13 protein-coding genes are annotated in these 22,863 nt (G+C 58.5%); 9 read left to right on the forward strand and 4 right to left on the reverse strand.

The window, feature by feature from the left end:
* Positions 1 to 63 precede the first annotated feature (63 nt).
* The 4 genes from HMPREF2928_RS05715 to HMPREF2928_RS05730 form a co-directional block, all read right to left on the reverse strand.
* Positions 64 to 1,629, reverse strand: a complete 1,566-nt coding sequence (locus HMPREF2928_RS05715; RefSeq protein ID WP_070687638.1) for an LssY C-terminal domain-containing protein — start codon at positions 1,627 to 1,629, stop codon at positions 64 to 66.
* A 303-nt stretch (positions 1,630 to 1,932) separates the two neighbouring features.
* On the reverse strand, positions 1,933 to 2,334 hold the full coding sequence (locus tag HMPREF2928_RS09085; RefSeq protein WP_141754952.1) for a hypothetical protein: 402 nt from the start codon (positions 2,332 to 2,334) through the stop codon (positions 1,933 to 1,935).
* 529 nt (positions 2,335 to 2,863) lie between these two features.
* Positions 2,864 to 5,596 carry a valine--tRNA ligase gene (valS, locus tag HMPREF2928_RS05725; protein ID WP_070687642.1) on the reverse strand — a complete coding sequence of 911 codons (2,733 nt, stop codon included), beginning with the start codon at positions 5,594 to 5,596 and terminating at the stop codon, positions 2,864 to 2,866.
* 19 nt (positions 5,597 to 5,615) lie between these two features.
* A complete protein-coding gene (locus HMPREF2928_RS05730) occupies positions 5,616 to 5,930 on the reverse strand; it encodes a hypothetical protein (protein WP_070687644.1) in 315 nt (104 codons plus the stop codon).
* Between the two features lie 205 nt (positions 5,931 to 6,135).
* Here HMPREF2928_RS05730 and HMPREF2928_RS05735 point away from each other — a divergent pair, with 205 nt between their 5' ends.
* From HMPREF2928_RS05735 to HMPREF2928_RS05775, 9 genes are all read left to right on the forward strand, one after another.
* Positions 6,136 to 6,450 carry a hypothetical protein gene (locus HMPREF2928_RS05735; RefSeq protein WP_005508144.1) on the forward strand — a complete coding sequence of 105 codons (315 nt, stop codon included), beginning with the start codon at positions 6,136 to 6,138 and terminating at the stop codon, positions 6,448 to 6,450.
* 135 nt (positions 6,451 to 6,585) lie between these two features.
* Positions 6,586 to 7,386 (forward strand): SDR family oxidoreductase, encoded by an 801-nt coding sequence (locus tag HMPREF2928_RS05740; RefSeq protein ID WP_070687646.1) that lies wholly within the window; start codon positions 6,586 to 6,588, stop codon positions 7,384 to 7,386.
* Positions 7,387 to 7,922: 536 nt separating this feature from the next.
* Positions 7,923 to 9,737 carry an LPXTG cell wall anchor domain-containing protein gene (locus HMPREF2928_RS05745; protein ID WP_070687648.1) on the forward strand — a complete coding sequence of 605 codons (1,815 nt, stop codon included), beginning with the start codon at positions 7,923 to 7,925 and terminating at the stop codon, positions 9,735 to 9,737.
* 242 nt (positions 9,738 to 9,979) lie between these two features.
* Complete coding sequence (locus tag HMPREF2928_RS05750; protein WP_070687649.1) at positions 9,980 to 10,987, forward strand: NADP-dependent oxidoreductase; 1,008 nt, start codon at positions 9,980 to 9,982, stop codon at positions 10,985 to 10,987.
* 555 nt (positions 10,988 to 11,542) lie between these two features.
* Entirely contained in the window at positions 11,543 to 13,528 is a 1,986-nt protein-coding gene (locus HMPREF2928_RS05755; RefSeq protein WP_070687651.1) for an adhesin, read from the forward strand.
* 297 nt (positions 13,529 to 13,825) lie between these two features.
* On the forward strand, positions 13,826 to 15,640 hold the full coding sequence (locus HMPREF2928_RS05760; RefSeq protein ID WP_070687653.1) for a propanediol dehydratase: 1,815 nt from the start codon (positions 13,826 to 13,828) through the stop codon (positions 15,638 to 15,640).
* A gap of 521 nt (positions 15,641 to 16,161) precedes the next feature.
* Positions 16,162 to 17,919 (forward strand): hypothetical protein, encoded by a 1,758-nt coding sequence (locus HMPREF2928_RS05765; RefSeq protein WP_246823568.1) that lies wholly within the window; start codon positions 16,162 to 16,164, stop codon positions 17,917 to 17,919.
* A gap of 457 nt (positions 17,920 to 18,376) precedes the next feature.
* Positions 18,377 to 19,867: an enoyl-CoA hydratase gene (locus HMPREF2928_RS05770; RefSeq protein ID WP_246823569.1), complete on the forward strand. Its 1,491-nt coding sequence runs from the start codon at positions 18,377 to 18,379 to the stop codon at positions 19,865 to 19,867.
* Between the two features lie 178 nt (positions 19,868 to 20,045).
* Complete coding sequence (locus HMPREF2928_RS05775) at positions 20,046 to 22,835, forward strand: HtaA domain-containing protein (RefSeq protein ID WP_070687659.1); 2,790 nt, start codon at positions 20,046 to 20,048, stop codon at positions 22,833 to 22,835.
* Positions 22,836 to 22,863: the final 28 nt, after the last annotated feature.

The raw sequence follows: 22,863 nt of genomic DNA on the forward strand, positions 1-22,863 counted from the left end.
CGCCCGGTCAGTACTGACCGGGCGGTACTTTTCTATTCACTATGTTGCGCTGAAACGTACGATCTACGCGCGGTGAGCGCTACTTGCAGAGGTAGCCTTGTGCGCCTTCTGTGCTTTCAGCGCTTTCTGAGCCTTGCGCTGAGCCCTGTGCTCCAGAACCTTCGGGTGCGTTGCCCGCTGCACAATCTTCGTATCGCGCATATGGAAGGTGCGGGTTGCCGTGTACTGGACCGCCGCGTCCGAGGTGAACGCCAACATCGCAAACACCGCAACGCCCAGCTGGAAGAAAATCGTGGACAGCGGCAGGGACTGATGGCCCCACAGCACACCACCGGTAATCGCTGCGAAGTTCAACGCTGTCAACAGCAGAGCCAGGCGACGAGCCTTCGACGAGCCGCGCAACGTACTCCACAGCAGGAACAGGTGCACCGCCGAATAAATTGCTACAAAACCCACCAGCACGGTGCCGGTAATGGTGAGTAGCACGTTGCTATCCACCTGATCGAAGAGGTCCAGCAGCTCAATGTCGTTGCCGGAACCTTCCTCCAACAGCTTGGCGCGAAGTGCCGGGCGGCTGAGCGCCAAAATGACGCTGTTGACAATGTCGGCGAGGGTCACAGCGATGAGCATACCCGAACCAACCAGCAGGCTCAGCGGCATGCGGTACGCCAGGTCGTGCGCACTGGAGAGGTGAATTTCTTCCTGCTCCTGCGGCTCCAGGCCCTCATTGTTCAGGACGATGACCGGGAGTGCGCCGTCCGTACGGATCGCGTCGCCGCCACCGTTACGGGCGTGGTAGCCGGAGGAAAAATCGTGCAGAATCTCAACGTGAGTTTCCGGGTGGGCGTACTGAATGGACTCCACAATGTAGTCGCGTTCAAAGTCGGTTTCAGCATCAATGCGGTGCGTGACCTGCAGGGTGAAGAAGCTGAAACCCACACCAGAGTCGTACGTGCCCGCCGCCAACCAATCCACCTGGTGACCGCCTGGCAGAAGCCAGCCGTCCGGGGTTTTCCAGAAGCGCACGTGGTGGCGCTTCTCGGGGTTGCCGTCCACTTCCTTCTGGTAGGCGAAAGCCTGCGTCTTACCAAAAATTTTCAGCGGGGAGACGGGCGCCTCCGCGTAGGAGCGGCGGGTGATGGTGGAGAGAATAATCTTCCAGGAAGAGACGAGGGTGACGTTGTCAGCGCGGGTCCAGCCTGCGTCCTGCATGACCTGGTGAATCTGCTCCTCGGTACCAATCAGACCGATATTGACCGGGTCGCCGAGCAGGCCGTCCGGGGTGCGGGTGCGCCCAATAAAGTAGTCGGGCACATAGATGCGGGTCATGATGGCGTGAAAACGCGGTAGCGTCAGGTACGCGGTGACCGCCCAGAAAATGAAGGCAATAGGGAAACCCCAGAAAGAATGGCCAACCGTATTCGCCAGAATCATGAAGGTCAGCACGAGGGCCGCGATGCCGGCGAAGATAAAGAAGAGAGTGTCCCAGAAATCGACCCACAAGCTGCGCGGGACGAGGTCTTGCGCCGTGCCGCGCGCGTCAATATCACCACGGTAAACCGGTGGGGAAGTAACTGGGGGAGCAACATCGCTACGTATAGGCCGCAGGACGCGTTTTTGGTGGGACATTCCCGCCCTTTCTGCAACATAGTTAGGGTCTTTGAATATCCATAACTATAGCAAGGGGGCAGGTTGTGTGAAGTACGCATTCCGGGCAGGGCTTAATCGCTTGGTTCGATCGCCCCGCCACGGAAATGCGACGGAATCGCGGGGTGCTTCAACGTACAGAGCGTGCGCTGAAAGTACGTTGAATAAAGGGAGAAATGAACAATAGAAGAAACAGGGGGAGTGCTAGCCCTATTTGTACCTTCCCAAAGCAGGCATGTACTGTGCAGGCATGTACTGCGTGGGGAATTCCCACAGTGAGAATTCCTACTCGGGGAGGGGCTTAGTCTCAACCGCGGCGCGTGCCGCAGCAATAGTGCTTTCGTGATGTAGCATGTCGCGGCTTTCACGCATGAGGCGCACCCACTTGCGGGTCAGCTCCTCAAGCTGCTGAGCGGTCAACGAGCCGGAGGCGATGCTCGCCTCATCGGTGGCGGCGCTGGTGGAAATATGCTGATGCCAGAGCTCGTACACCTCGTTGGTGTAGCTGGCACGTAGCGCCTGGGCGTGCTCACGTGCCTGGCTGATGTATTCGTTCAGGCTCGTGTGATAGTGCTGAAGCTGGTCGGGGGAAATGTTTGCTTGCGCTCCTGGCGGTGAGCTCGGGGTTGAGCTCTGCCTCGCCTGAGGCTCTTGCGGTAATCCGGAAGATGAAGAACGTGAATTCATAGTAATTATGGGTGCGCCTACTTTGGCGCGGGTCAGAGTCAGGACGCATCGCTGCGCCTGACGGGTGGTTTACTGTCGTGCGGTTGGTCGGGGTATGTCGTTACTCGTACCGGTAATTTGTCTGTTGCTGAAGTTGAATAGAGGGTTGTTCCTGATGGTAAAACCCTCGCATCAACAATCATACATAAAGTGACAGTCAATCTCATAAGGTTGATTATGCTCTTTGCACATTGATGAATATAAAAAGGGGTTGGAAATCCCACAGAATCCCCACAGATTAGCAGGCTAAACCCACATCGTTGGGGAAGGAAGCTAGGGAAAGCTCTTCGAATCAGACGCAGGTACTTGCGGGCCCCACAGAAATAAAACCCAAAGTCAGCACCGTATAGGTCCGCAGTCGGAATCTCACACCCGGCGAGCTACAACGAACAGCAGGCACAGAAAACGGGGCGGTACTGAAAACCAGTACCGCCCCGTTACCAACACCAAAGTGGCGTCATAAAATCAAGCGATAAACGCTAAGACGCGATTACTCAGCTGCTTCTTCCACAACGAGCACCACATCGCGAACCTCCAGCTCGCCCTCAGCCGCCACCAGGGACAGCTCACGAGCGTTACCGGCAGCCTTCAAATCAGCCATGCCAGCAGCAATGCGATCCAGCTGAGCCTGGGGAGCCGCAATAGTTGCGGACTCAACCTCGGTGCGCTGCTTAACCTTCGCGTCGCTCTTAGCCTTACGCAGACCACCCAGAGCCTCAGCAACATCCGGCAGAATCTGCTTCAGCGACTCAATCTGAGCCGGGTCAGCGTCCGCCAGGACCCACTGAGCAGAAATGCCAGCAGTCGGGTTCTGTGCAGAGTACTCAGCCAGCAGGGTACCCTCCAGAATGGGCAGTGCCTGCGGCCACTCGGCGCGGTGCACGCTACCTGCACGCCACCAGGACCAAATCTCTTCGGTCACGAACGGCAGGAAGGGTGCGAACAGGCGCAGCAGAGCATCCAGGGTGGTTGCCAGCGCGGCCAGAACAGAAGCCTGCTCCTGCTCGCCGCGAGCACCGTACGCACGGTCCTTGATCAGCTCAACGAAGTCGTCGGTGAAGGACCAGAAGAAGCTCTCACAAATCTGCAGGGCACGAGCGTACTCGTACTTCTCGAACGCTGCGGTTGCTTCCTCAATCAGGTACGCCAGGCGAGCCAGCAGGGAGCGGTCCAGAGCGTTGATGAGCACGCGGCCCTGAGCCTGAGAAGTGATCACGGACTTCTCGGTAGCGCCCAGGTTCAGCACGAACTTGGATGCGTTCAGCAGCTTGATGGCAAGGCGGCGGCCAATCTTCATCTGGCCTTCGTCGTAGGCGGTGTCAGCACCCAGGCGAGCCGAAGCAGCCCAGTAGCGCACAGCGTCCGAACCGTACTTCTCCAGAACCTCGTTGGGGACCACAACGTTGCCCTTAGACTTGGACATCTTCTTGCGGTCCGGGTCGAGAATCCAGCCGGAGAGCGCGGTGTTGTACCACGGCACGGAGGAAGCCAGGTTCTCCGCGCGAACAGCGGTGGAGAACAGCCAGGTACGGATAATGTCGTGACCCTGCGGGCGCAGATCCATGGGGAAGGTCTTCGCGTGCAGGTCCGGGTCCACGCCCCAGCCGGTCGCAATCTGCGGGGTCAGGGAGGAGGTAGCCCAGGTGTCCAGAACGTCCGGGTCAGCGATGAAGCCGCCCGCTACGCCGCGCTGATCCTCGGTGTAACCGGGAGCAGCCTGAGAGGCGGGGTCAACCGGCAGCATGTCCTCAGAAGGCAGAATCGGGTTCTCGTAGTCCGGCTCGCCCTCAGCGTCCAGCGGGTACCAGACGGGGAAGGGAACGCCGAAGAAACGCTGGCGAGAAATCAGCCAGTCGCCGTTCAGGCCCTCAACCCAGTTCTCGTAGCGGCTACGCATGAAGGAGGGGTACCAGTTCATCTCACGGCCGCGCTCGATGAGCTTCTCGCGGCGTGCAGCGTCACGGCCACCGTTGCGGATGTACCACTGACGGGAAGCAACGATTTCGAGGGGCTTGTCGCCCTTCTCGTAGAACTTCACGGGGTGGGTAATCGGCTTGGGGTCGCCGTCCATTTCGCCAGCCTCAACCAGCATTTCCACGACGGTCTTCTGTGCGGTGAAGACGGTGGTGCCTGCCATACGCTCGTAGCGCTCGCGACCCTCAGCGGAGGTGATCCACTCGGGGGTTTCGCGGGAGAAGCGGCCGTCGCGACCGATGAGGGCGCGGGTGTCCAGCTGCAGTTCACGCCACCAGGTGACGTCGGTGGTGTCACCGAAGGTACAGATCATGGCGATACCGGCACCCTTGTCGGGCTGTGCCAGCGGGTGCGCCTTGATTTCGACCTCAACGCCGAACAGCGGGGAGGTGACGGTGGTGCCGAACAGCGGCTTGTAACGCTCGTCGTCCGGGTGCGCCACGAGAGCCACGCAGGAGGGCAGCAGCTCGGGGCGGGTGGTCTCAATCCAGACCTTCTCGCCGTTGGGACGGTGGAAGCTGATGCGGTGGTACGCGCCGGGGCGTTCCTTGTCTTCCAGCTCAGCCTGTGCCACTGCGGTGCGGAAGGTGACGTCCCACATGGTCGGTGCTTCAGCCATGTAGGCGTTGCCTGCTTCCAGGTCCTTCAGGAAGGCGAGCTGGGAGACCTTGCGGGAGTGTGCGTCGATGGTGCGGTAGGTGCGCGACCAGTCAACGGACAGACCCAGGGTGGTGAAGAGGTTTTCGAAGACCTTCTCGTCTTCAACCGCGAGTTCTTCACAGAGTTCGATGAAATTGTTGCGGGAAATGCGCGGCCACTTTGCTTGACTGCGGTCGGGCTTGGGGGTGCCGTCTGCCTTCCAGGTGATCAGGTCACGGAAGGAGTCGTTGTCTGCCACGGAGGGGTCGCAGAGAACGCCGTAGTAGTTCTGAACGCGGCGTTCGGTAGGCAGGCCGTTGTCATCCCAGCCGAGGGGGTAGAACACGTTCTTGCCGGTCATGCGCTGGTAGCGTGCAATGACGTCGGTCTGGGTGTAGGAGAACATGTGACCCACGTGCAGGGAGCCGGATGCGGTCGGCGGCGGGGTGTCAATGGAGTAGACCTGTTCGCGAGTGGTGTTCTCGTCGAATGCGTAGGTCTTCTCGTCGGCCCAGCGCTGCGAGAGCTTCTCTTCGAGGCCTTCGAGGGCGGGGCGGTCGGGAACGTTAATCTGTACGGGCGAGTCTGAGCCCAAAATGTTTTCAGCCATAACGGCTATTTTCTCATATTCACGGCGTTCTCTCAGCTCCAGGGGAATTCTGCGCTGTGCTTGCCTGTTCGTACTGCTTGATTGCGGCTTCTAGACGTGCCAGGAGGGGCTTGTATCGGCGCGCAAATTGTGCCCTGCGTACTGCGGCGCGTACCCCTTTGGAGGCGGTGATTTCCTGCCAGCTGGCGGGGTCGAGGTAGCTCTGCCCGAGCAGCAGATGCACCTCAGAACTATAGGGGGTTCCGGTGGCGGCACGGATAGTGCGCGCCCGCTGCTGGAGTGCTTGGCGCTGCTCTTTAAGAGAGGTGATGCGCTGGTGCGGTATTGCTGTCATGTGGAGGTTCCCAATATGAGGAGTAATCGGCGATTCAGCGGTGAGCTCAGTGAAAAACGGAAATGGGGAGAGAGCCCCCTAATATGCCGCTCTCGGTTACCTGCAGTGTAGGCACGAAAATCCGCAGTATCAACAGTCGGCGAATCCTTCTCAGGGGCGCGGGCACGGCGTAGACTGAAAGTACACGACCTTTGAGGAGTTGCCAATGAGTTCTCTGAGTATTTTTGGTTTGGGCACGTCTGAAACTGTTCTGCTGATACTGCACCTGGTGCTGGTTGCGTTGTGCGTCTGGCATTTGACGGTGCGTAGCGGCTATGGTGAGGCGCGTATGCGTTTCGTGCTACCGCTGATTATGTTCATGCCCGGCGCCGCGGTTCTTTATCTGCTGTCTGCGCGTGAAGGTACGGTCCCTCCGGACACGATTAAGACCGGCAGTAGCTCGCCCGTGTACTTTGAGCATCGCCTCGGATTCCGTGACGGCGGCAGGAGCCGCTGGGGTCTGCCGCGCCGCCGCAAGTAGCACGGGTGATGGTGTCTGTATCGTTTGTTCTGAACGGCGGCGGGTACCTATCTCACTATCGAAAATTTCAAAATATATGCCCGCGAGTCTGCTCGAACTGAGCACCCGCGGGCATCACTCTACTAGGATTAAAGTATGACTGAGAACACCCACATTCCTGCATCTCCTTTCCTGCCCCATATCGGTGACGGCAAAGTCGCCGTGGTGACCGGCGCATCCAGCGGTATTGGCCGAGCCACCGTACAGCAGCTAGTAGCAAGTGGCTGGACCGTCTACGCCCTGGCTCGTCGTACCGACCGTCTTTACACCCTTTATGCGGAGACCGGCGCTCATCCGGTGACCTGCGATGTGACCGATGAGCAGTCCGTTCAGTTCGTAGCCGAGCAGATCCTGGAAGAGCAGGGCACCATTGATGCCCTGGTCAATATTGCTGGCGGTGCTATCGGTGTGGACAAGGTTGCAGAGGGTAAGCCTGATGACTATCTGAAGATGTATCAGATGAATGTGCTTGGCATTCTGCACATGGTGCGTGCCTTCGCAGAGGCGCTGCGCCAGAATGGTTACGGCACGATTCTGAACCTGACCTCCACCGCTGCCGAGCACGGCTATGAGGGAGGCGCCGGGTATAACGCGGCGAAGTTCGGTGCTCGCGGCCTGACCGAGGCGCTTCGCCTGGAGGAGGCGGAGAATAATATTCGCGTGATTGAGATTTGCCCGGGCATGGTGCACACCGAAGAGTTCTCTCTAAACCGCCTGGGGTCCAAGGAAGCAGCCGAGCGCGTCTACGCGGGCGTTGAGAAGCCGCTGACCGCAGAGGACGTGGCGCAGACCGTGACCTTTGCGTTGAACGTTCCGCACCATGTGAACCTTGACCGTATTACGATTCGCCCGGTGGCCCAGCCGAGTCAGTTCAAGGTGATTCGTAAGGAGAGCTAAGCTCGCGGCGCGCCGTGACGCTTGAGCCTCAGCGAGGCTTTGATAGCCCCGCCTGCATCCTCGTGTGTTGGATGTGGGCGGGGCTTTCTCTGTGTTCTCGGGGCCCTATATAGAAGGTATACAGGGGGTACCTAAGGGGTTCTGGAGGGCAGGGGCGAGGTATGAAGGAGAACTTGAGGGAACTATAAAGTGGTACGTGAGACTTTAAGGTTCACTTAGATGAAAATGGTGAGTCGAAATCACCTATGGAACACCCTATATTTTCTTCAAACGCAATCAAAAGATAGGGTTATATGCCCTCGTGTGTCACTAGATGGGCGCAAAATCCCTGAATTGGTCTGCATTAAACTTCAACTTAAGGGGTGGTTTTATAACGATTTCATTACAGTTGCGCAAAGGCGGTGGTAAGCGGGCTAAACCTCCAGGGGCAAATGCTAGCCTTTTAGCAGTCACACCCATGTATGGGCCTACTGCACCTTCAAAGACGGAGGCGTACTACGGTAGGCTCAACACCGATAATCAGAGATCGAGGAAAAATGTCGAAGACTACCCGTCGCGTTTACAAGATCGCAGCAGCGGCAGCCTTTACGGCTGGTTCCGTGGCAGCAATCCCGGCAACCTTCGCGGCAGAAGCACCCGCTGATCAGCAGCAGCAGGTTGTCGATCAGAAGGCAACTGCGCAGACTTCTTCCCTGCCTGGTGGCAATGTAGCCGAGGCCCCTAAGGCTGAGGCAACCCAGGCTCCTAAGGCTGAAGCTCCTAAGACCGAGGCCCCTAAGGCTGAGGCTACCGAGGCTCCTAAGGCTGAAACCCCCAAGGCTGAGGCTCCTAAGGCTGAAGCAACCGAGGCTCCCAAGGCAGAGACTCCTGCCCCCACTGCTCCGGCTACCGAGGCACCTAAGGCAGAGACCCCCAAGGCAGAGACTCCTAAGGCTGAAGCAACCGAAGCTCCCAAGGCTGAAACCCCCAAGGCAGAGACTCCTGCCCCCACTGCTCCGGCAACCGAGGCTCCCAAGGCTGAGACTCCTGCCCCCACTGCTCCGGCAGCCCCCGAGCCCACCACCCCTGCAACCCCGGCCCCCGAGGCAAAGCAGGCTGACCCCTCCGTCGTTATTGAGAACGCTCATTTCCCCGGTGACGCACAGTTCAACACCGTGAGCGTTGTTGCAACCGGCTTCTATGGCGAGAAGGTTGGCCCCGGCGTTCAGGTCAGCATCTACGCACTGGATGCAAACAACCAGGTCACCGGCGATGCTATCGCAACCGTTTCCGTGTCTGCAGACCAGATTCAGGACGGCTCCTTCAAGACCGCCTTCACTGTTGAGGCAAGCAAGCTGCCCGCCGGCGCATCCTACGCTCTGGTTGCTGTCAGCAACCCGCAGGGTCAGCCCGAGCAGAAGCTTGTGGCTCTCTCCTCCTTCAAGGTCACTGAGTCCACCTCTCCCAAGACTGAGACCCCCAAGGCTGACGAGACTCCCGCTCCCGTAACCCCGACGCCCGAGACCCCGAAGGCTGACGAGACCCCGGCACCCGAGGCTCCCAAGACCGAGGCCCCCAAGGAAGAAACTCCTGCTCCGGAGGCACCCAAGGCTGAGACCCCCAAGGCTGACGAGACCCCCGCTCCTGAGGCTCCCGCAGCACCCGAGAACGCAACCCTCACCACCGAGGATGCATCCCTGAATCCGAACGACCAGTACAACGTTCTGACTATCAATGGTTCCGGCTTCACCCACGAGTCTGTTGCTCAGGGCGTTCAGATTAACATCTACCGCCTGGATGCTGACGGCAACATCACCGGCGAGGCTCTGGCAACCTACGATGTGCCTGCTTCCGAAATCATGGAGGGTACCTTCCGTGCGAAGGTCAGCATCCTGTCCGAGCGCCTGCAGCCCGGTTACGCCTACGCAATGGTGGCAACCAGCGACCCCAACGGTCTGGTACACCAGGTAGCAGTAACCACTGCTGTTGTGAGCGATGCAGACCACCCGGCGCCCACCCTACCGGCAGCTACCGAGGGTGACAACACCACCGTTCGTGATAACGGCGACGGCACCACCAGCGTCTTCACCGCTGAGATGCGCGAAGATGGTTCGGTTGTCGTAACCGAGACCCGCATGCCTTCTTCTCAGGCACCCAAGGCTAAGGTTGGCAACGCATCTGCTGCTACCTCGTCGAAGGGTCACGGCCTGAGTACCTCCGGTTACCAGGGTTCGTCTTCGACCTCTTCTTCCTCTTCGAAGCAGCAGCTGGCTCACACTGGTGCTGAGGGTGTTGCAGGTATCGCTGGCGTTGGTGCCGCAGCTCTGATTGCTGGTGCCGCACTGATGCTCCTGCGCCGCCGCAGCCTCTAAGGTTTATCCTTTCACATAGAGTCTTATGAAACGCTCTCGTGGTTTCCTTGGGATTAAAATATTCCTGGAGACCGCGAGGGCGTTTCTGTGTGTTCAGAACAGTGGGAACAACGTGCAAAGCGGTATTTTGCGAAACATAACAATCGCGATAGTTGGACAAGCCGGTGCAGATTTGTTTGTTGCGGGTTTCCTGAGCCTGTGAGTTTTGGAGTCCCGAATCGGGAAGAAAGGAACGAGAAACGATGAGCGTGCAGGCGGTGCAGTATGACTGCTTTGGGCCCGTGGAGAATCTGAAGCTCGCGAACGTACCGGGGGAGAACCCCGAAGAGGGGCAGGTAAAGATTGCGGTGCGTGCGGTCGGCCTGAATCCTGTGGACTATAAGATCTTTGAGGGCTCTCCGCAGCTCAGGATGCTCTCGCGCGCCATGAAAATCAGGAACCCCCGCCGTTGGTTTGAATCAAAGAAATCGCAGTTCCCTCGTGGAGTAGGGCGTGATTTCTCCGGTACGGTGCTCGAAGTGGGGCCCGGCGTATCGGGTTACCATGTGGGTGACGAGGTCTTCGGAACCATTGTTAGCGCCCCCGGTCTGGGTACTAAGCGGGGATCTCTGGCTACGGAAATTTGCGTGAATACCGGTGATATTGCGCTTAAGCCCGCCTCCATTGATTTTGACCATGCCGCTGCAATGGGTGTCGCGGCCTTGACCGTGGGAGGAGCCTTCCGCCATATTGGCGTGGGTGCGGGCGATACTGTGGTCATTTCTGCAGCCTCGGGCGGAATTGGGTCCACCGCTGTGCAGTATGCGGTGGCTCGTGGCGCACGGGTCGTCGGAATCGCGGGGGCTGTGAATGCCGAATTTGTTAGGTCACTGGGTGCTGTTCCGGTTGCCTACGGTGAGGGCGTTAGGGAGCGTGTGCTCAAGGCTGCTGAGGGCCGCGTGACGAAGTTCCTGGACTGCTATGGTGGCGACTACGTCAGCTTGGCATTCTCGCTGGGTCTGAAGGGTAAAGACATTGGAACTCTCGTTCCCTCGCCCAAGGTCATGATCAGGGGAGCGCAGTTTACGGGCCCCCGCCACTCGGAACACGGGGATTTTGAAGCCCTAGCCGAGCTGGTTACCGAGGGAAAGGTGTCAATTCGGCTGGATCGCGTGTACGGGTTCACGATTGAGGACGTCCATGCAGCATACCGCGATTTGAAGGCTGGCCATACGCGCGGCAAGAGAGTCGTTCGTATTACCGATTCATAGGGAGTTTATTACTGAGGGTGCTGGGGTGGGGTGGTGTAGCGGAATGATTCTGTCGACTTATTTTGTGCGTGGTTATTGGTACGCACGCTTTTAATCAATGTGCGGGAAAAGGCGCTGTGACCTGCATTTTTTCACTTAAAAGAAATAAATTAAATGCATGAATGTGCAGAATTATTTTTATCTTAAATCCATTAAAACTGCATATGCATGCAATAAAACCTTGAACCTCAAGGGAGAGTTGAAAAATTTCGCCTAGTCCATGCAATTTGAATGCTCTTGATACTGTTCCGGAGAGTAAAAAATATTCCATGTGGGTTATTGCACAAGAAAATAGTCAGGACGTAAAGCGTATTTACAGCAATAACCTAAAAAGTATTGTTAGTGTGGAATTACCGATAAATAGAGCGATTCCCTTCGCAGTAACTTCCACCATTACATGAATGTTATGACTAGTCCGTGCGTTATAGCGTTCATTCCTGAAGAGGTACCCAACCATCTTCAATCCGTGGCACCCTCCGGAGGGTATCGTTCACACTCACAGAAAAGGTGTGTTCCATGCCCGAACCCGCTCACTCAAAAACCCGAGCAACAGCCGCTATTGCTGCATCCGTCCTGTCCGTTACCGGTGTTGGTACTGCGCACGCAGATGTGCAGGTGCAAAATACCGGCGGAATTGCTTCATCGACTGCGGTAGAACCCGACAATCCCCCCTCCGCAACAAACGCAACCCCCATCGAAAACGTTGCCACCCAAACCTCCCCGCAGGTGTACGTCGAGCAGGGCGTCGTCATTAACCCGGCACGTTCCCAGAGCATCACCGTCACCGGTGAAGGCTTTACCGGCGGTGCCGTTGAACGTTACGGTGTGGCAGTGTACGTGAGCGAATACCGCCAGTACCCCCTCTACGCACTGGGCCGCGGCTCTGCAGTGACGATGACCCTCGTGCCCGAACTCGATGTGGACGGTGGCCGTTTCAGCACCCAGTTGACCCTGCCTGCAGGTACCCTCGACCCCAACCAGCAGTACGTCGTCGCAACTGCCGTGGTTGACCCTGCCAAGGGCTACGCGACGGAGGATCCCTCCTACAACTCCTCTGCACCGCTGGAGCTGCTGCCCGCAAATACTCAGGATGAGCCGCTGAATGCTCAGATTCTCTCGGGCCAGATGGAAATTCCACAGGAGAAGAACCTGGTGGTTTACAAGGTCACCGGCCTGGGTGAAGCGCAGGCATTTGAAGTGATGACCTACGTCTACGCCTTGGATAGCCAGGGTAACCGCATGCTGCTGGCTGTTTCTCCCGCGCGCGCCGACGTTGTGAACGGTACCCTCCTGGATGGCATTGAGGTGCCCGGATCCATGCTGGAAGAAGTTCAGAACGTCCACGAGAATCTGCGTTACGTGCTGAGCGTTGAGGTGGCTCCCTCTGCAGCTAATGGTTACACCGCCCAGGAAGTTGAGGTTCCCTTCATGAATGGTTGGAATGTACAGAATGGCTCCGCTCCGGTTGCCACCGCTGAGCGTGCAATGGCGGAGCAGGCACAGTTCAAGAAGAAGCAGTCTGCAGAGGAAGCGCAGCCCGAGCAGGCTACCCAGCCGACTCAGGGTGTTCAGTCCGAGCAGGTGGCCTCCTCGAATACTGCCGAGCAGTTCGACCACGTGCTGCCCGAGGATGATCCGCGCCGCCACTACGACCTGCCGCGTAACACCCTCTTTGACCGCGTCCATGACACCACCAAAGAAGACACTACCGAAGAACAGACCAACGACACCGCTAGCCCCGTGATGACCGCCCGCCTGCACGTAGAAGAAACCGTAGTTCCCGAAAACGATTCCGCAAAGACCCTGACCCTGCGTGGAGAGGGCTTCACCGGCGTCAGCTCGGTGCACCTGATGGTTAGCGCTATCGATGAATACGGAGTGGCTACCGGCGGCGTGATTGCGTCGGCTGACGTCTCTGAGATTGACGACTCCGGTGCTTTCACCGCACAGGTGCAGATTCCCGGCTCGGAGCTCAAGTCCGGTGCCACCTATCGTGTGAGTGCTGTGGCGGAGGATGAGCAGGGTACTGTGCGCATGGTCAATGGCGGCTTTACCGTCGAGCGCGATAGCGTGGATAGCCTGCCCACTACCCCTGAGCAGGATGCGCCCGCTGTCGAGACTCCCGCGGTCGATGCTTCGGTGCCTACTGAGCCTGCGGCTGATCAGGCTTCTGTTACCGAGCAGAAGGCGGGGGAGAGCGGTGCTGAGCAGAAGAAGGACGCTCCGGCTGGTGTTCAGGGTGCTCCCGCGCAGAATGTTTCTGCACAGAATACCTCTGTGCAGAAGACTGAAGCGCAGAAGGGCAACGCGCAGAAGGTCGAAGCACAGGCATCTGGCTCCCAGAAGGTTGCCTCCGGTGCCCAGCAGAAGCGTGAGCAGTTGGCGGCTACTGGCGCCTCCAATATGTTGGTCATTAGTGCCGCTGGATCGCTGTCACTGCTTGCCGGTATGCGTTTGAGCCGCCGTCGCCGTAGTGAGATGCAGCTCAGTTCTCGCCGCTAAAACGGGCCAATTATTGCCCCACTAGGCAAAATACGCATATAGATGCAGGGACGTCCGAAATGCAAGATTCGGGCGTCCCTACATCTTTAACTTTTTCTAAGGTTATACCTATAATTTAGAGTGCTGTCATAGACGGTACTATCACTCTTTACCACCTCGTTCACCCGAGGTGAGGAGTCGCTGTGAAGCGCCTCCGGTCACCGATATCAGAGAACCGTTATTCTGTGCCTACTTCCGACCTTTGGGCACAGGAGTCACACGACGATTCATCACACTCACTCACGAAAATAGGTGACCATGTTTTCCACGCAGCGAACTGCTCGCGGCGCGGCGCTAGTAGCGTCTGCCGCCCTCGGTTTGGGCGGCTCCGTCGCGCCTGCAACTCTGGCCCCCACCACCTTTGCCTCTGCCGCTCACGCGCAGACTCAGCAGACCCCGAAGCCTGAACTTCCCATCGCCGTTGCCACCGATGTGGTTAGCCACGACATTACCCTGGACCTGGTTGCTCAGAGCAATGACTACACCCTGCTGTCGTTGACCGGTGTAACCTCTTTGGAGAATCTGAGGGTTCGCCTGGTTGCTATTTCCGTTGACGATGGTATCGTGGCGGCGATGACCGTGCCTGCCTCCCAGATGACTGCCTCTCTGAACGATGAGGGTGCGCTAGAGGTCAGTATTCACCAGCGCCTGAACGTTGAGCAGCCGTACATGGTTGAGGTGCAGAACCTGAGCACCAAGGATGCTATTTCGGTTGAGTTCATGCCCGAACAGGGTGCGACCGTTGACGAGATTCTAGCGAGCCGCCAGAACATTTTCTTCCCTGACACCCCTGGCGTTCCCCGTGCTAACCGCGTGGAGGCGAATCCCGCCCCCGAGGTGTCCCTGAGCCCCAGTGCATCCCCGAGCGCCGCGAAGGATAGCCCGCGCCCGACGGTCGCCCCGGTACCTTCTGAAGCGCCGTCTGCATCGCAGAAAGTTTCGGCTCGTCCTTCTGCGAGTGCATCTGCTAGCGCCTCGGTAAGTGCGTCCGCGAGTGCGTCCGCTTCGGCGAGTTCTTCTACCGATGATGTGGCGCCTGCTGAGGTGACCGAGGATCGTCTGCTGGTGCACTCCCGCTCCGATCGGGCTCCCGCGGAGACCCGTGAGGCGACCCTGGAAATTTCTACCGCAGAGCTGCGCGGATCGGATGAGCTGCAGCCGATTAGCGTGCGCGCTAGGAACGTTGCGGAGAGTGGCCTGGGCTATGACGTGATGGTCTTTGAAATGCCTGCTGACGGCGGTGCCGTGGGTTCACCGCTGGCGACCACGCATGTGAGTCCTCAGCAGGTGACTGATGATTCTTTCTCTGCTGATTTGAAGGTTTCCGGCACCTCTTTGAATGCGGGTAAGCGCTACCGTGTGGTTGTGGTGGGTGGTAACTCCACTGAGGAGCTACAACTCATGGCGACCAGTACATTTGGTGTGAGCATGATTCAGCGTGCGGTTCCTGTTGATCCGGTTCCGAAGCCTACGAATACTGTTGTTCACCCGCAGATCCCGATGATTTCTGATGCGAATCAGCGTGTGAGCCCTTCGGCCCCTTCGGGTCGCGTGAGCACTGTGGATTCTTCAGGTGCCTCTGCGGATGCTCAAGATTTGGTGACTGATTCTGTTGCTAAGATCCCGTCGGTGGATAGCGCTCTGGGCTATATTGTGCAGGCGCAGCAGTCGGCGCGTGCGATTACCGCGCAGGCTCGTAGTTCTGTGGCTGAGACTGCGGTGGTTCCTTCGACGATGGTGATGTCTGGTTATGCGGTGATGTTGCCGGGGCGTACCGTGGTGAACCTGTTGGGTTACCAGTCTGCTGAGGGGGAGACGGTGACTGTTGCTTCGCCTCAGGAGAATGTGGGTGCTGCAGGTTCGGGTAGTTTCTATACGCGTAGCTCGAAGTCGCGCGGTGATTCTGCCGGTTCGAAGCTGGAGGCGAGCGCTCAGGATAATGGCCCGCTGCCGGAGGGTACCTTGCCGCTGAGTATTGCTCTGCTGGGTTCGGTTGCCTTTGTGGGTACTGCTGTTGCGGTTAATGTGTATCGTCGCCGCCTTGAGGGTGCTGAGGAACTGGGTGCTGAGTAGTTCAGCTATTTGCCGCTTAGCGCTGTGAGGCGTGGCTCTCTGTAGGGGAGTTGTTGAGTGGGAGGCGCTCTGTCGGGTGCGTGCCGTGTGGGTGCGTGTTCGGTGGGGCGCCTTCTGCGTGCCCGGATGTTTGACTCTATTGCGCGGTGGTCTGGTGCGCCTTGGGGCGGTGTAATAATCTCTTTTTGGTGCACTCTGGAGAATATATTTTGACATTCGAATTTTGCGTTATTTATATCTCAGTAAAGTAATTAATTCCCTTTTATTTCGGTAATTATTGCGACATAAAGTTTTAGCACATGAATGCAATGCAACATTAAGTGCAATATCCGTGTTAGGCTAGGGTGTAACCGACGTACTGGTGCGCAAATACTTGGATAGAAACACCGGGCTTGTGGTGAGCCTTCCCTAGTCCAGGCTTTGCGCCTACATCGATCGAAATGGCGCACATGACTATCACTCGACTTCCGAAACGCATTCATGCTCTTTCGCTTGCAGCCGCTTTAGGTGCAAGCACTTTTATGCTTCCTGGCGCCTCCGCAGTAGAGGCTGAAGCAATTAACGTGAATGATTGCCTGGCGGCTCTGATTAATAGCGAGTTTAATTCAAGCTGCCCCTACGAAGACCTCGAAATTGAGGTCGATACTATTGAGATTCAGATTCAGTCCATCAAGGACGGTCAGGCAACCATTAAGCTCGCGCCCCTCTATGAGGGCGGCTACGTGGGCGATGCCTCTAGGGTGTACCTGGTAATGCAGTACTACGACGCCACTGGCACGTTGCTTGGATCTGACACCTACGAGCCCTCCGCAATGCAGGTTGAGCGTGCTGATGACGGCTCGATGCTCGTCACCTTTGAGATGCCGCAGATGCCCCAGGAAGGCTACTACTCCATGAGCGTCATGGACCTGACGACCTCCGACGCGGGCTATGGCGAATTCATGATTTCTGAGGGTTCCCTCGTTCCGCACGCTATCCCGATTGAGGATGACTCTGACGAGGTGATGGTGGACAAGAAGGAAAACGCCCACCAGGTGCCGACCATTGACGAGCTAAAGATGATGGAAAAGCTCCGTGAAGAGGAGCAGAAGAACCAGCAGGCTGCAGATCAGAAGGGTAGCAAGGATAAGGTTAAGACTGAGGTGCCTTCCGAGTCTGCTGAAAACCCGAACCTCGAAACCCACACGCAGAAGCTGGAGCAGGTCCCCGGCGGATCGACCTCTTCTCGCGATACTCAGACCCTGAGTGTTGCGGAACTGAAGGTCGCCTATGCTGAGGTTCGCTCTGATAAGGAAACCAAGCCGGTGACTATCAGTGCAGCGCGTCTGCCCGCGAATGCGGCTGGCTACGACCTAATCGTGGTTGAAACCGATATGAGTGGCAACCATAAGGGTGATGCGCTGTCCATTACACACATCAGCTCTGATCGCATTGTGAATGGCGCGTTCAAGGAAGAGGTCGGCATGCCCGGCTCTCTGCTGAAGACCGGCTCGGTGTACACCGCCTACCTGGTGCATGCGGACGATACTGAGTACGCGGAAGAAGTTGTCTCGGTGCGATTCAAGGTCAGTGGTGAGGCGACCGGCAACTCAACCTCCTTGATGAAGGATGAGCTGCCCCGCCAGGATGCAAACGCATCGCTCACGTCCAGCACCAATGCGGCCGAGGCGACCGGTACCACTCAGGATAGCCCCTCCGCTGCTACTAGCGCCGTCTCGACTCGTTCTGATGACACCCAGTCGGGCTCGGGTCAGTCTGCCGCGAGCGCACCCCGCTCCACTCTGGATGCGGTGAGCGCCATGTCCAAGGCAAAGGAAGCGAAGGCTGAGCGTCAGCGTCAGGCTCTGCAGGCTTTGGCTCAGGCACGTACGATGGCTCCGCGTTCGGCTTTTGAGCCGACTCGCACCAATCAGATTTCGGCGTACAGTTCGGGCTCTGATCCGGCATCTATCGCTGCTACCGCGAAGCTGGATGCTTTGACGGATGAAGAAAAGGCAGCGTCGGCAGCTTCTGGTAACGGAAATAAGGGTTTCACCCCCGTGGTTCATTCGGAGTCTAATAATCGTTCAGCTACGGTGAACTCGAATACCACTCAGGTGCACTCCACCGCGAATGCTGAGCGTCAGGATGGCGTGAAGGCTGCAGCTTCGGCGGAGTCTCCCGCTAGTGAAGAGGTCGCGCAGCACGGTGTAGCTTTCTGGGCTCTTGGAGGCACCGGTTTGGCGCTGGTGGTTGGTGCCGCGTGGCTGGCTCACCGCAGGGGAGTCCTCGGCGGCTAACGCCCCTAATCCGTGCTTTTTGACGGCATCGCATAGTATATTCGTTGTTTCATGAGGAACACTCACCCCCGCTATCTGTTGGTGCAGATTCCAGGGGGCGAGTCGTGCATTCAGGGTGTTCAAAAAAACTCTACCCTCGCGTGAATGAACCTTAAGGTTCGTGATAGGGTTGAAATAACCGATAAATAGATGCGAGCTGTTGTCAGGTCCTCTTCACCTGAAATATGAAGCGGAGTGTGGTACGACGAATCCGGGTGCATGTCGCACTCGGGGGTCCGCGCGGCACATGAGGAACGGGCAGTAGCACGCACATTTCCACCATGAAAAGATGCATTGCATGAGTATTTATTCAGCGAAGCACCGTATTGTCACCGCAACCATTTTGGTTGCGGGGCTTCAGTGCGGGCTTGTTGTACCCTCTGTCGCAACGGAAGCGCCCGTCACGACGCACTCTGCCGTGCAAAAAACTACGACCCTGGACGCGACCCCGAATCAAACTGAACAGAACCCGGAGGTTCAGGGTGCCGCCTCCACAATCACCATGAAGGCGCAGCTCAAGGATGATGGTTACCTGCTACGCTGGACAGGCTTCCCCGAAGATTTGGAGGCCTCCAGCGTTCTAGTTGACGTGAACTTCTACACCCCTTCCGGTGAGTACGGTGGCTCCATTCTGGAGAACCCGGCCCTCTCTGAAGGAACCAAGGAAGGGGAGCTGAACCTCCTGATGAGCCCGGCAACGGACTCGAACGTCGTGTACGTGATCGTTCTGGAGGATACGGTCCACGGCGCCTCCTACGAATTTTTTGTGACCGAGCAGGGGAACCGCCTGGTCCAGGCTGCTGACCCGCGCAACGGTAAGGTAAAGCCCACTCAGCCGCCGGTCGACATTGAGCGTGAAGAGGGAGGAGCCCCCGAAGAGACTGCCACCCCCAGCCCCGGGGCAGTGAGCCTGCCTTCGCCTACCGCTACTGACACGGTCCGCCGTACCGTAGACAACCCGCAGAACAAGGATTCTGGCCAGTACGTTATCTCCGAAGACAATAGCGTGTATGACCCGATGAATCAGCGCAAGGGCAAGGCGTACCTGTCCATTCAGGACTCGCAGGGTGACTCTCGGGATGATACGAAGCCTGTTACGGTCCGTGCCACGAACTTCCCCCAGAATGACAAGGGTTACGACCTGATCGTCATGGAAATCGACTCCAACGGCAACACCGTGGGTGACGCGCTCGCCATTGTGCACGTTAGTCCGGAATCGATTTCTGCGGGCGCTTTCGAAGCGGTGATTGGTGTGCCCGGTGCGTCCTTACAGATTGGTAAGACGTACCTGGTGGCGGCTTTTGATGCTGCCGGTGACGGTAACCTTCAGCTCAATACGGTGCGTTTTACGGTGACTCAGGCATCCTCTGAGGGTGGCGGATCATCGTCCGGTCCTTCGTCTAAGAGTGAGGGGAAGCCGGTTGCGGCTTCTTCCGCCTCTCCTTCGACTGCCTCTGAGACTGCGAACGCATCCGGCGCGAAGGCACCCGCTGCGGGTTCTACGTCTAAGACCCGCGGTATTCAGGCTGATACCGCTATGGCTCCGGGTACTAATGACGCCACGATTTCTATTCCGCGCGCTGCCGGTAGCCCTGCCACCGCGTCTTCCTCGGCGCTGGGGTACCGCACCGGGGAGGCGCAGCCTGTTGAGGTGGCGACCCCCGAGTCTAATTTGCCCTCGGGTACCGATTCGGCGGCTCAGTCTCGCCGTGCCGCGATTCTGAACGGTTCTTCCTCTCAGGTTCGTACTGATCCCGGATCGCCGAATGGTGTGAAGGCAACGGAGGCGCAGATTACCCGCACCATGGATAAGAGCTCGCCGCTTCTGCCGATTTTGGTGACCCTGGGTGGCGGTCTGATTCTGGGTGCTTTGGGTATGTCACGTATGCACGCTTCGAAGAAGGATTAGTCGCGTAGGGGTTGGGGTAGTGGCGGCCCCTGGTGCCTGTTGAGGGGGTATTGCTCTGTCGGTGTGTTGTGAGATGTTTTGTCATAAAACGGCTCATTTGGTGCATATCTTGAGAAATATACACACTGTCGATATAGTAAGCCTGTCCTAACAATATCGATAGTATGGATGCACACCAATGAAGATTTTCACATCTGGCACCCGCCTCTCCAAGGGAGCCTGCGCCCTCGCCGTCGCTGGCGCTGTCGCCCTGCCCTTGGCACCCGTTCTCGCCGAGAACATTAATATCGCTGCCCAGAACGTTGCCGCACAGAACGTCGCAGCAGGCGACCAGGCAACTGCAGGCGCGTCCTTCGGCTGGGGCGTGCGCGCCTCCTTCCTGTCCTACAACGGTATGCCCCGCGAAATGACCGACGGCGCAGCCTGGGACGCAGCTGCAAAGCAGTTCACCTTCACCCCGACCTCCACCACCGTCTCTGAAGACGGTAAGCAGGTCACCCTGCAGGCTGCCGGCCGCCTCTGGTTCACCGGCCACTGCGCCGAAGGCCAGGACCCCGAAACCGGTTGCGCCCTGAACCTCACCTTCTCCAACCCCCGCGTGGAACTGAACCTTGCTGACGGCACCGGCTCCCTCTACATGACCGTGCGCACCAAGAACTACGCCTCCGGCAAGTTCGAGGGCCCCATGGAAGTCAAGATGGCGACCCTGAGCACCGGCACCGCCAAGCAGAGCGAGAAGGATGGCGTGGTCAGCATCAGCGGCATCTCCGCGAACCTGACCGCCGACGGTAACCACGCCTTCTCCGACTTCTACAACGAAGGCGCCAGCCTCGACCCGCTGAGCATCTCCTACACCGGCAGCGCAGCTAGCACCCCCAAGAGCGCCTACAGCGTCGCTGAGTCTTACAACACCGGTGCGGGCGTGAACCTGCCCCAGAACACCGCACGTCTGGGCCAGAACCACATCGTGCACGTGGCACCCCCGAGCTTCGGCGGCGACACCACCTACACCGTGCTGACCAGCTCCAACCTGAAGATGACCGACACCGGCGTACTGAAGGCCAACAAGGGCGTTTTCGCGGTGGATGCTGACGGCAACCGCATGCTCGTCATCAACAGCGAGACCAACAAGCCCGAGCTGTACACCGTAACCGCTGAAGGTAAGCTCGTCTCCTCCGGCACCTACTCCAACGCAGACCTCGGCACCACCACCGTCAAGGCAATCGGCTACAACCCCGCCAACAACACCTGGGGTATCGTCAGCATTGACGGCCAGGGCGGCGGCAAGCTCACCATCATTGACGCATCCGGCAAGGCAACCTCGCAGGCTCTGCCGAAGCCCGACTCTATCGACCCGCAGGTTGTGAACGCCTACTCGCTCGACGAGTACTACGGCGACTCGTTCTCCAACAACACCGTGACCCTCGCACCGCTGCCCGACGGCAGCTTCGTGTACGCGCCGTCGACTTCCATCTACGATGCGGCCGGCGAAAAGGTGGTTCAGAAGGGTCACCTGCTGCACATGAGCAGCAACGGCGTGTCCCTGGTGCCGAACTCTTCACCCGCAGGCTACGACACCGCCCTGCCCTCGACCCTGGTCAGCCCCAAGGGCTACATTTACCGTTGGAACAACTGGTACGGCGGTAAGGTGCAGATCCTCAAGTACGAGAACGGCACTTTCAGCGTGGTCCGCGAGTCCGCAACTCTTGAGGGCTTCGAGAAGACCGAGGTTGCCACCATGTTCCTGACCCGCGCGGGTAACGTGGTTGTGGTGGACGCATCCGGCTCCCGCCTGGTGTTCATGGATGAGACCCTGAACAAGGTGAACGAGGTGGTGCTCTCCTCGATGCGCAAGACCGACAAGAGCGGCGGCTACAACGCTCTCGAACTGCCCAACGGCGATATTATCTACCCGACCAGCTTCGAGAACCCGAACACCTACGAGGATCAGCTGTGGCTGAACCGCCTGGCAGCGAACTCGGCACCGACCCCGGCTCCCGAGCCCACTAAGTCTGCTGAGCCTACCGTTGCTCCCACCGTAGCTCCGACCGTGGCACCGACTGCTGAGCCGACTAAGGCACCCGAGCCGACCGTTGCTCCTACTGCAGAGCCGAGCGTTGAGCCCACTAAGCCTGCTGAGCCGACTGTCGCGCCCACCGAGGCACCCTCTGCTGAGCCTACCGTCGCGCCGACTGTTGCTCCCACCGCTGAGCCGACTGTTGCACCGACCGTCGCGCCTTCTGCTGAGCCCACTGCGACCGCAGAGCCCTCGGCAACTGCAGAACCCACTGTGGAGCCTTCGGTAACGGCTGAGCCCACCAAGACTGCAGAACCGACTGCTGAGCCCACCAAGACTGCAGAACCCACCGCAGTGCCTTCGGAGGAGCCCACCTCGCCGTCTCTGCCGACCGCATCCGTGGCACCTTCTGTAGCCCCGAGTGCTTCTGCAACCCCGAGCGCATCGGTGAGCGCTTCCCCGACCGCAGTTCCGAGCGTTCCCGCCGTGACCCCCTCGGTGAGCGCGTCTGCATCGGCGTCCGCTAGCGCGTCTGCTTCTTCGAGCGCGTCTGTGAGCGCGTCGAGCTCCGCAAGCAGCTCCAGCAGCGCATCGGTGACCGCATCGGCTAGTGCGTCTGCTTCTTCGAGTATGTCCGCAAGCGAGTCTGCATCCGCGAGCGCTTCCGCTTCTGAGAGCAGCACTGCAGACCAGAACGCAGCCGGCCACAAGGGTGGCTCCAACGGCGGTTCTGATGCTGGTTCCGGTGCCTCCGACAACTTGGGTGTGAGCGGCTCCAATGGCGGTTCCTCTAACGGTGGTTCTTCCGCAGGTGGTTCCTCGACCTCCGGTAGCTCCTCCTCCAAGCTGGCACAGACCGGCGCATCCGGCGCTATGTTCGCCGCAGCAGCTGGTGCTATCACCCTGGCTGCGGGTACCGCACTGGTCGTGGCTCGCCGCCGCAAGAGCTAAAATTTAGCCTTCGTGCAACACCCCGCTT

Source organism: Rothia sp. HMSC072B04 (assembly GCF_001813725.1).
Classification (GTDB): Bacteria; Actinomycetota; Actinomycetes; order Actinomycetales; family Micrococcaceae; genus Rothia; species Rothia mucilaginosa.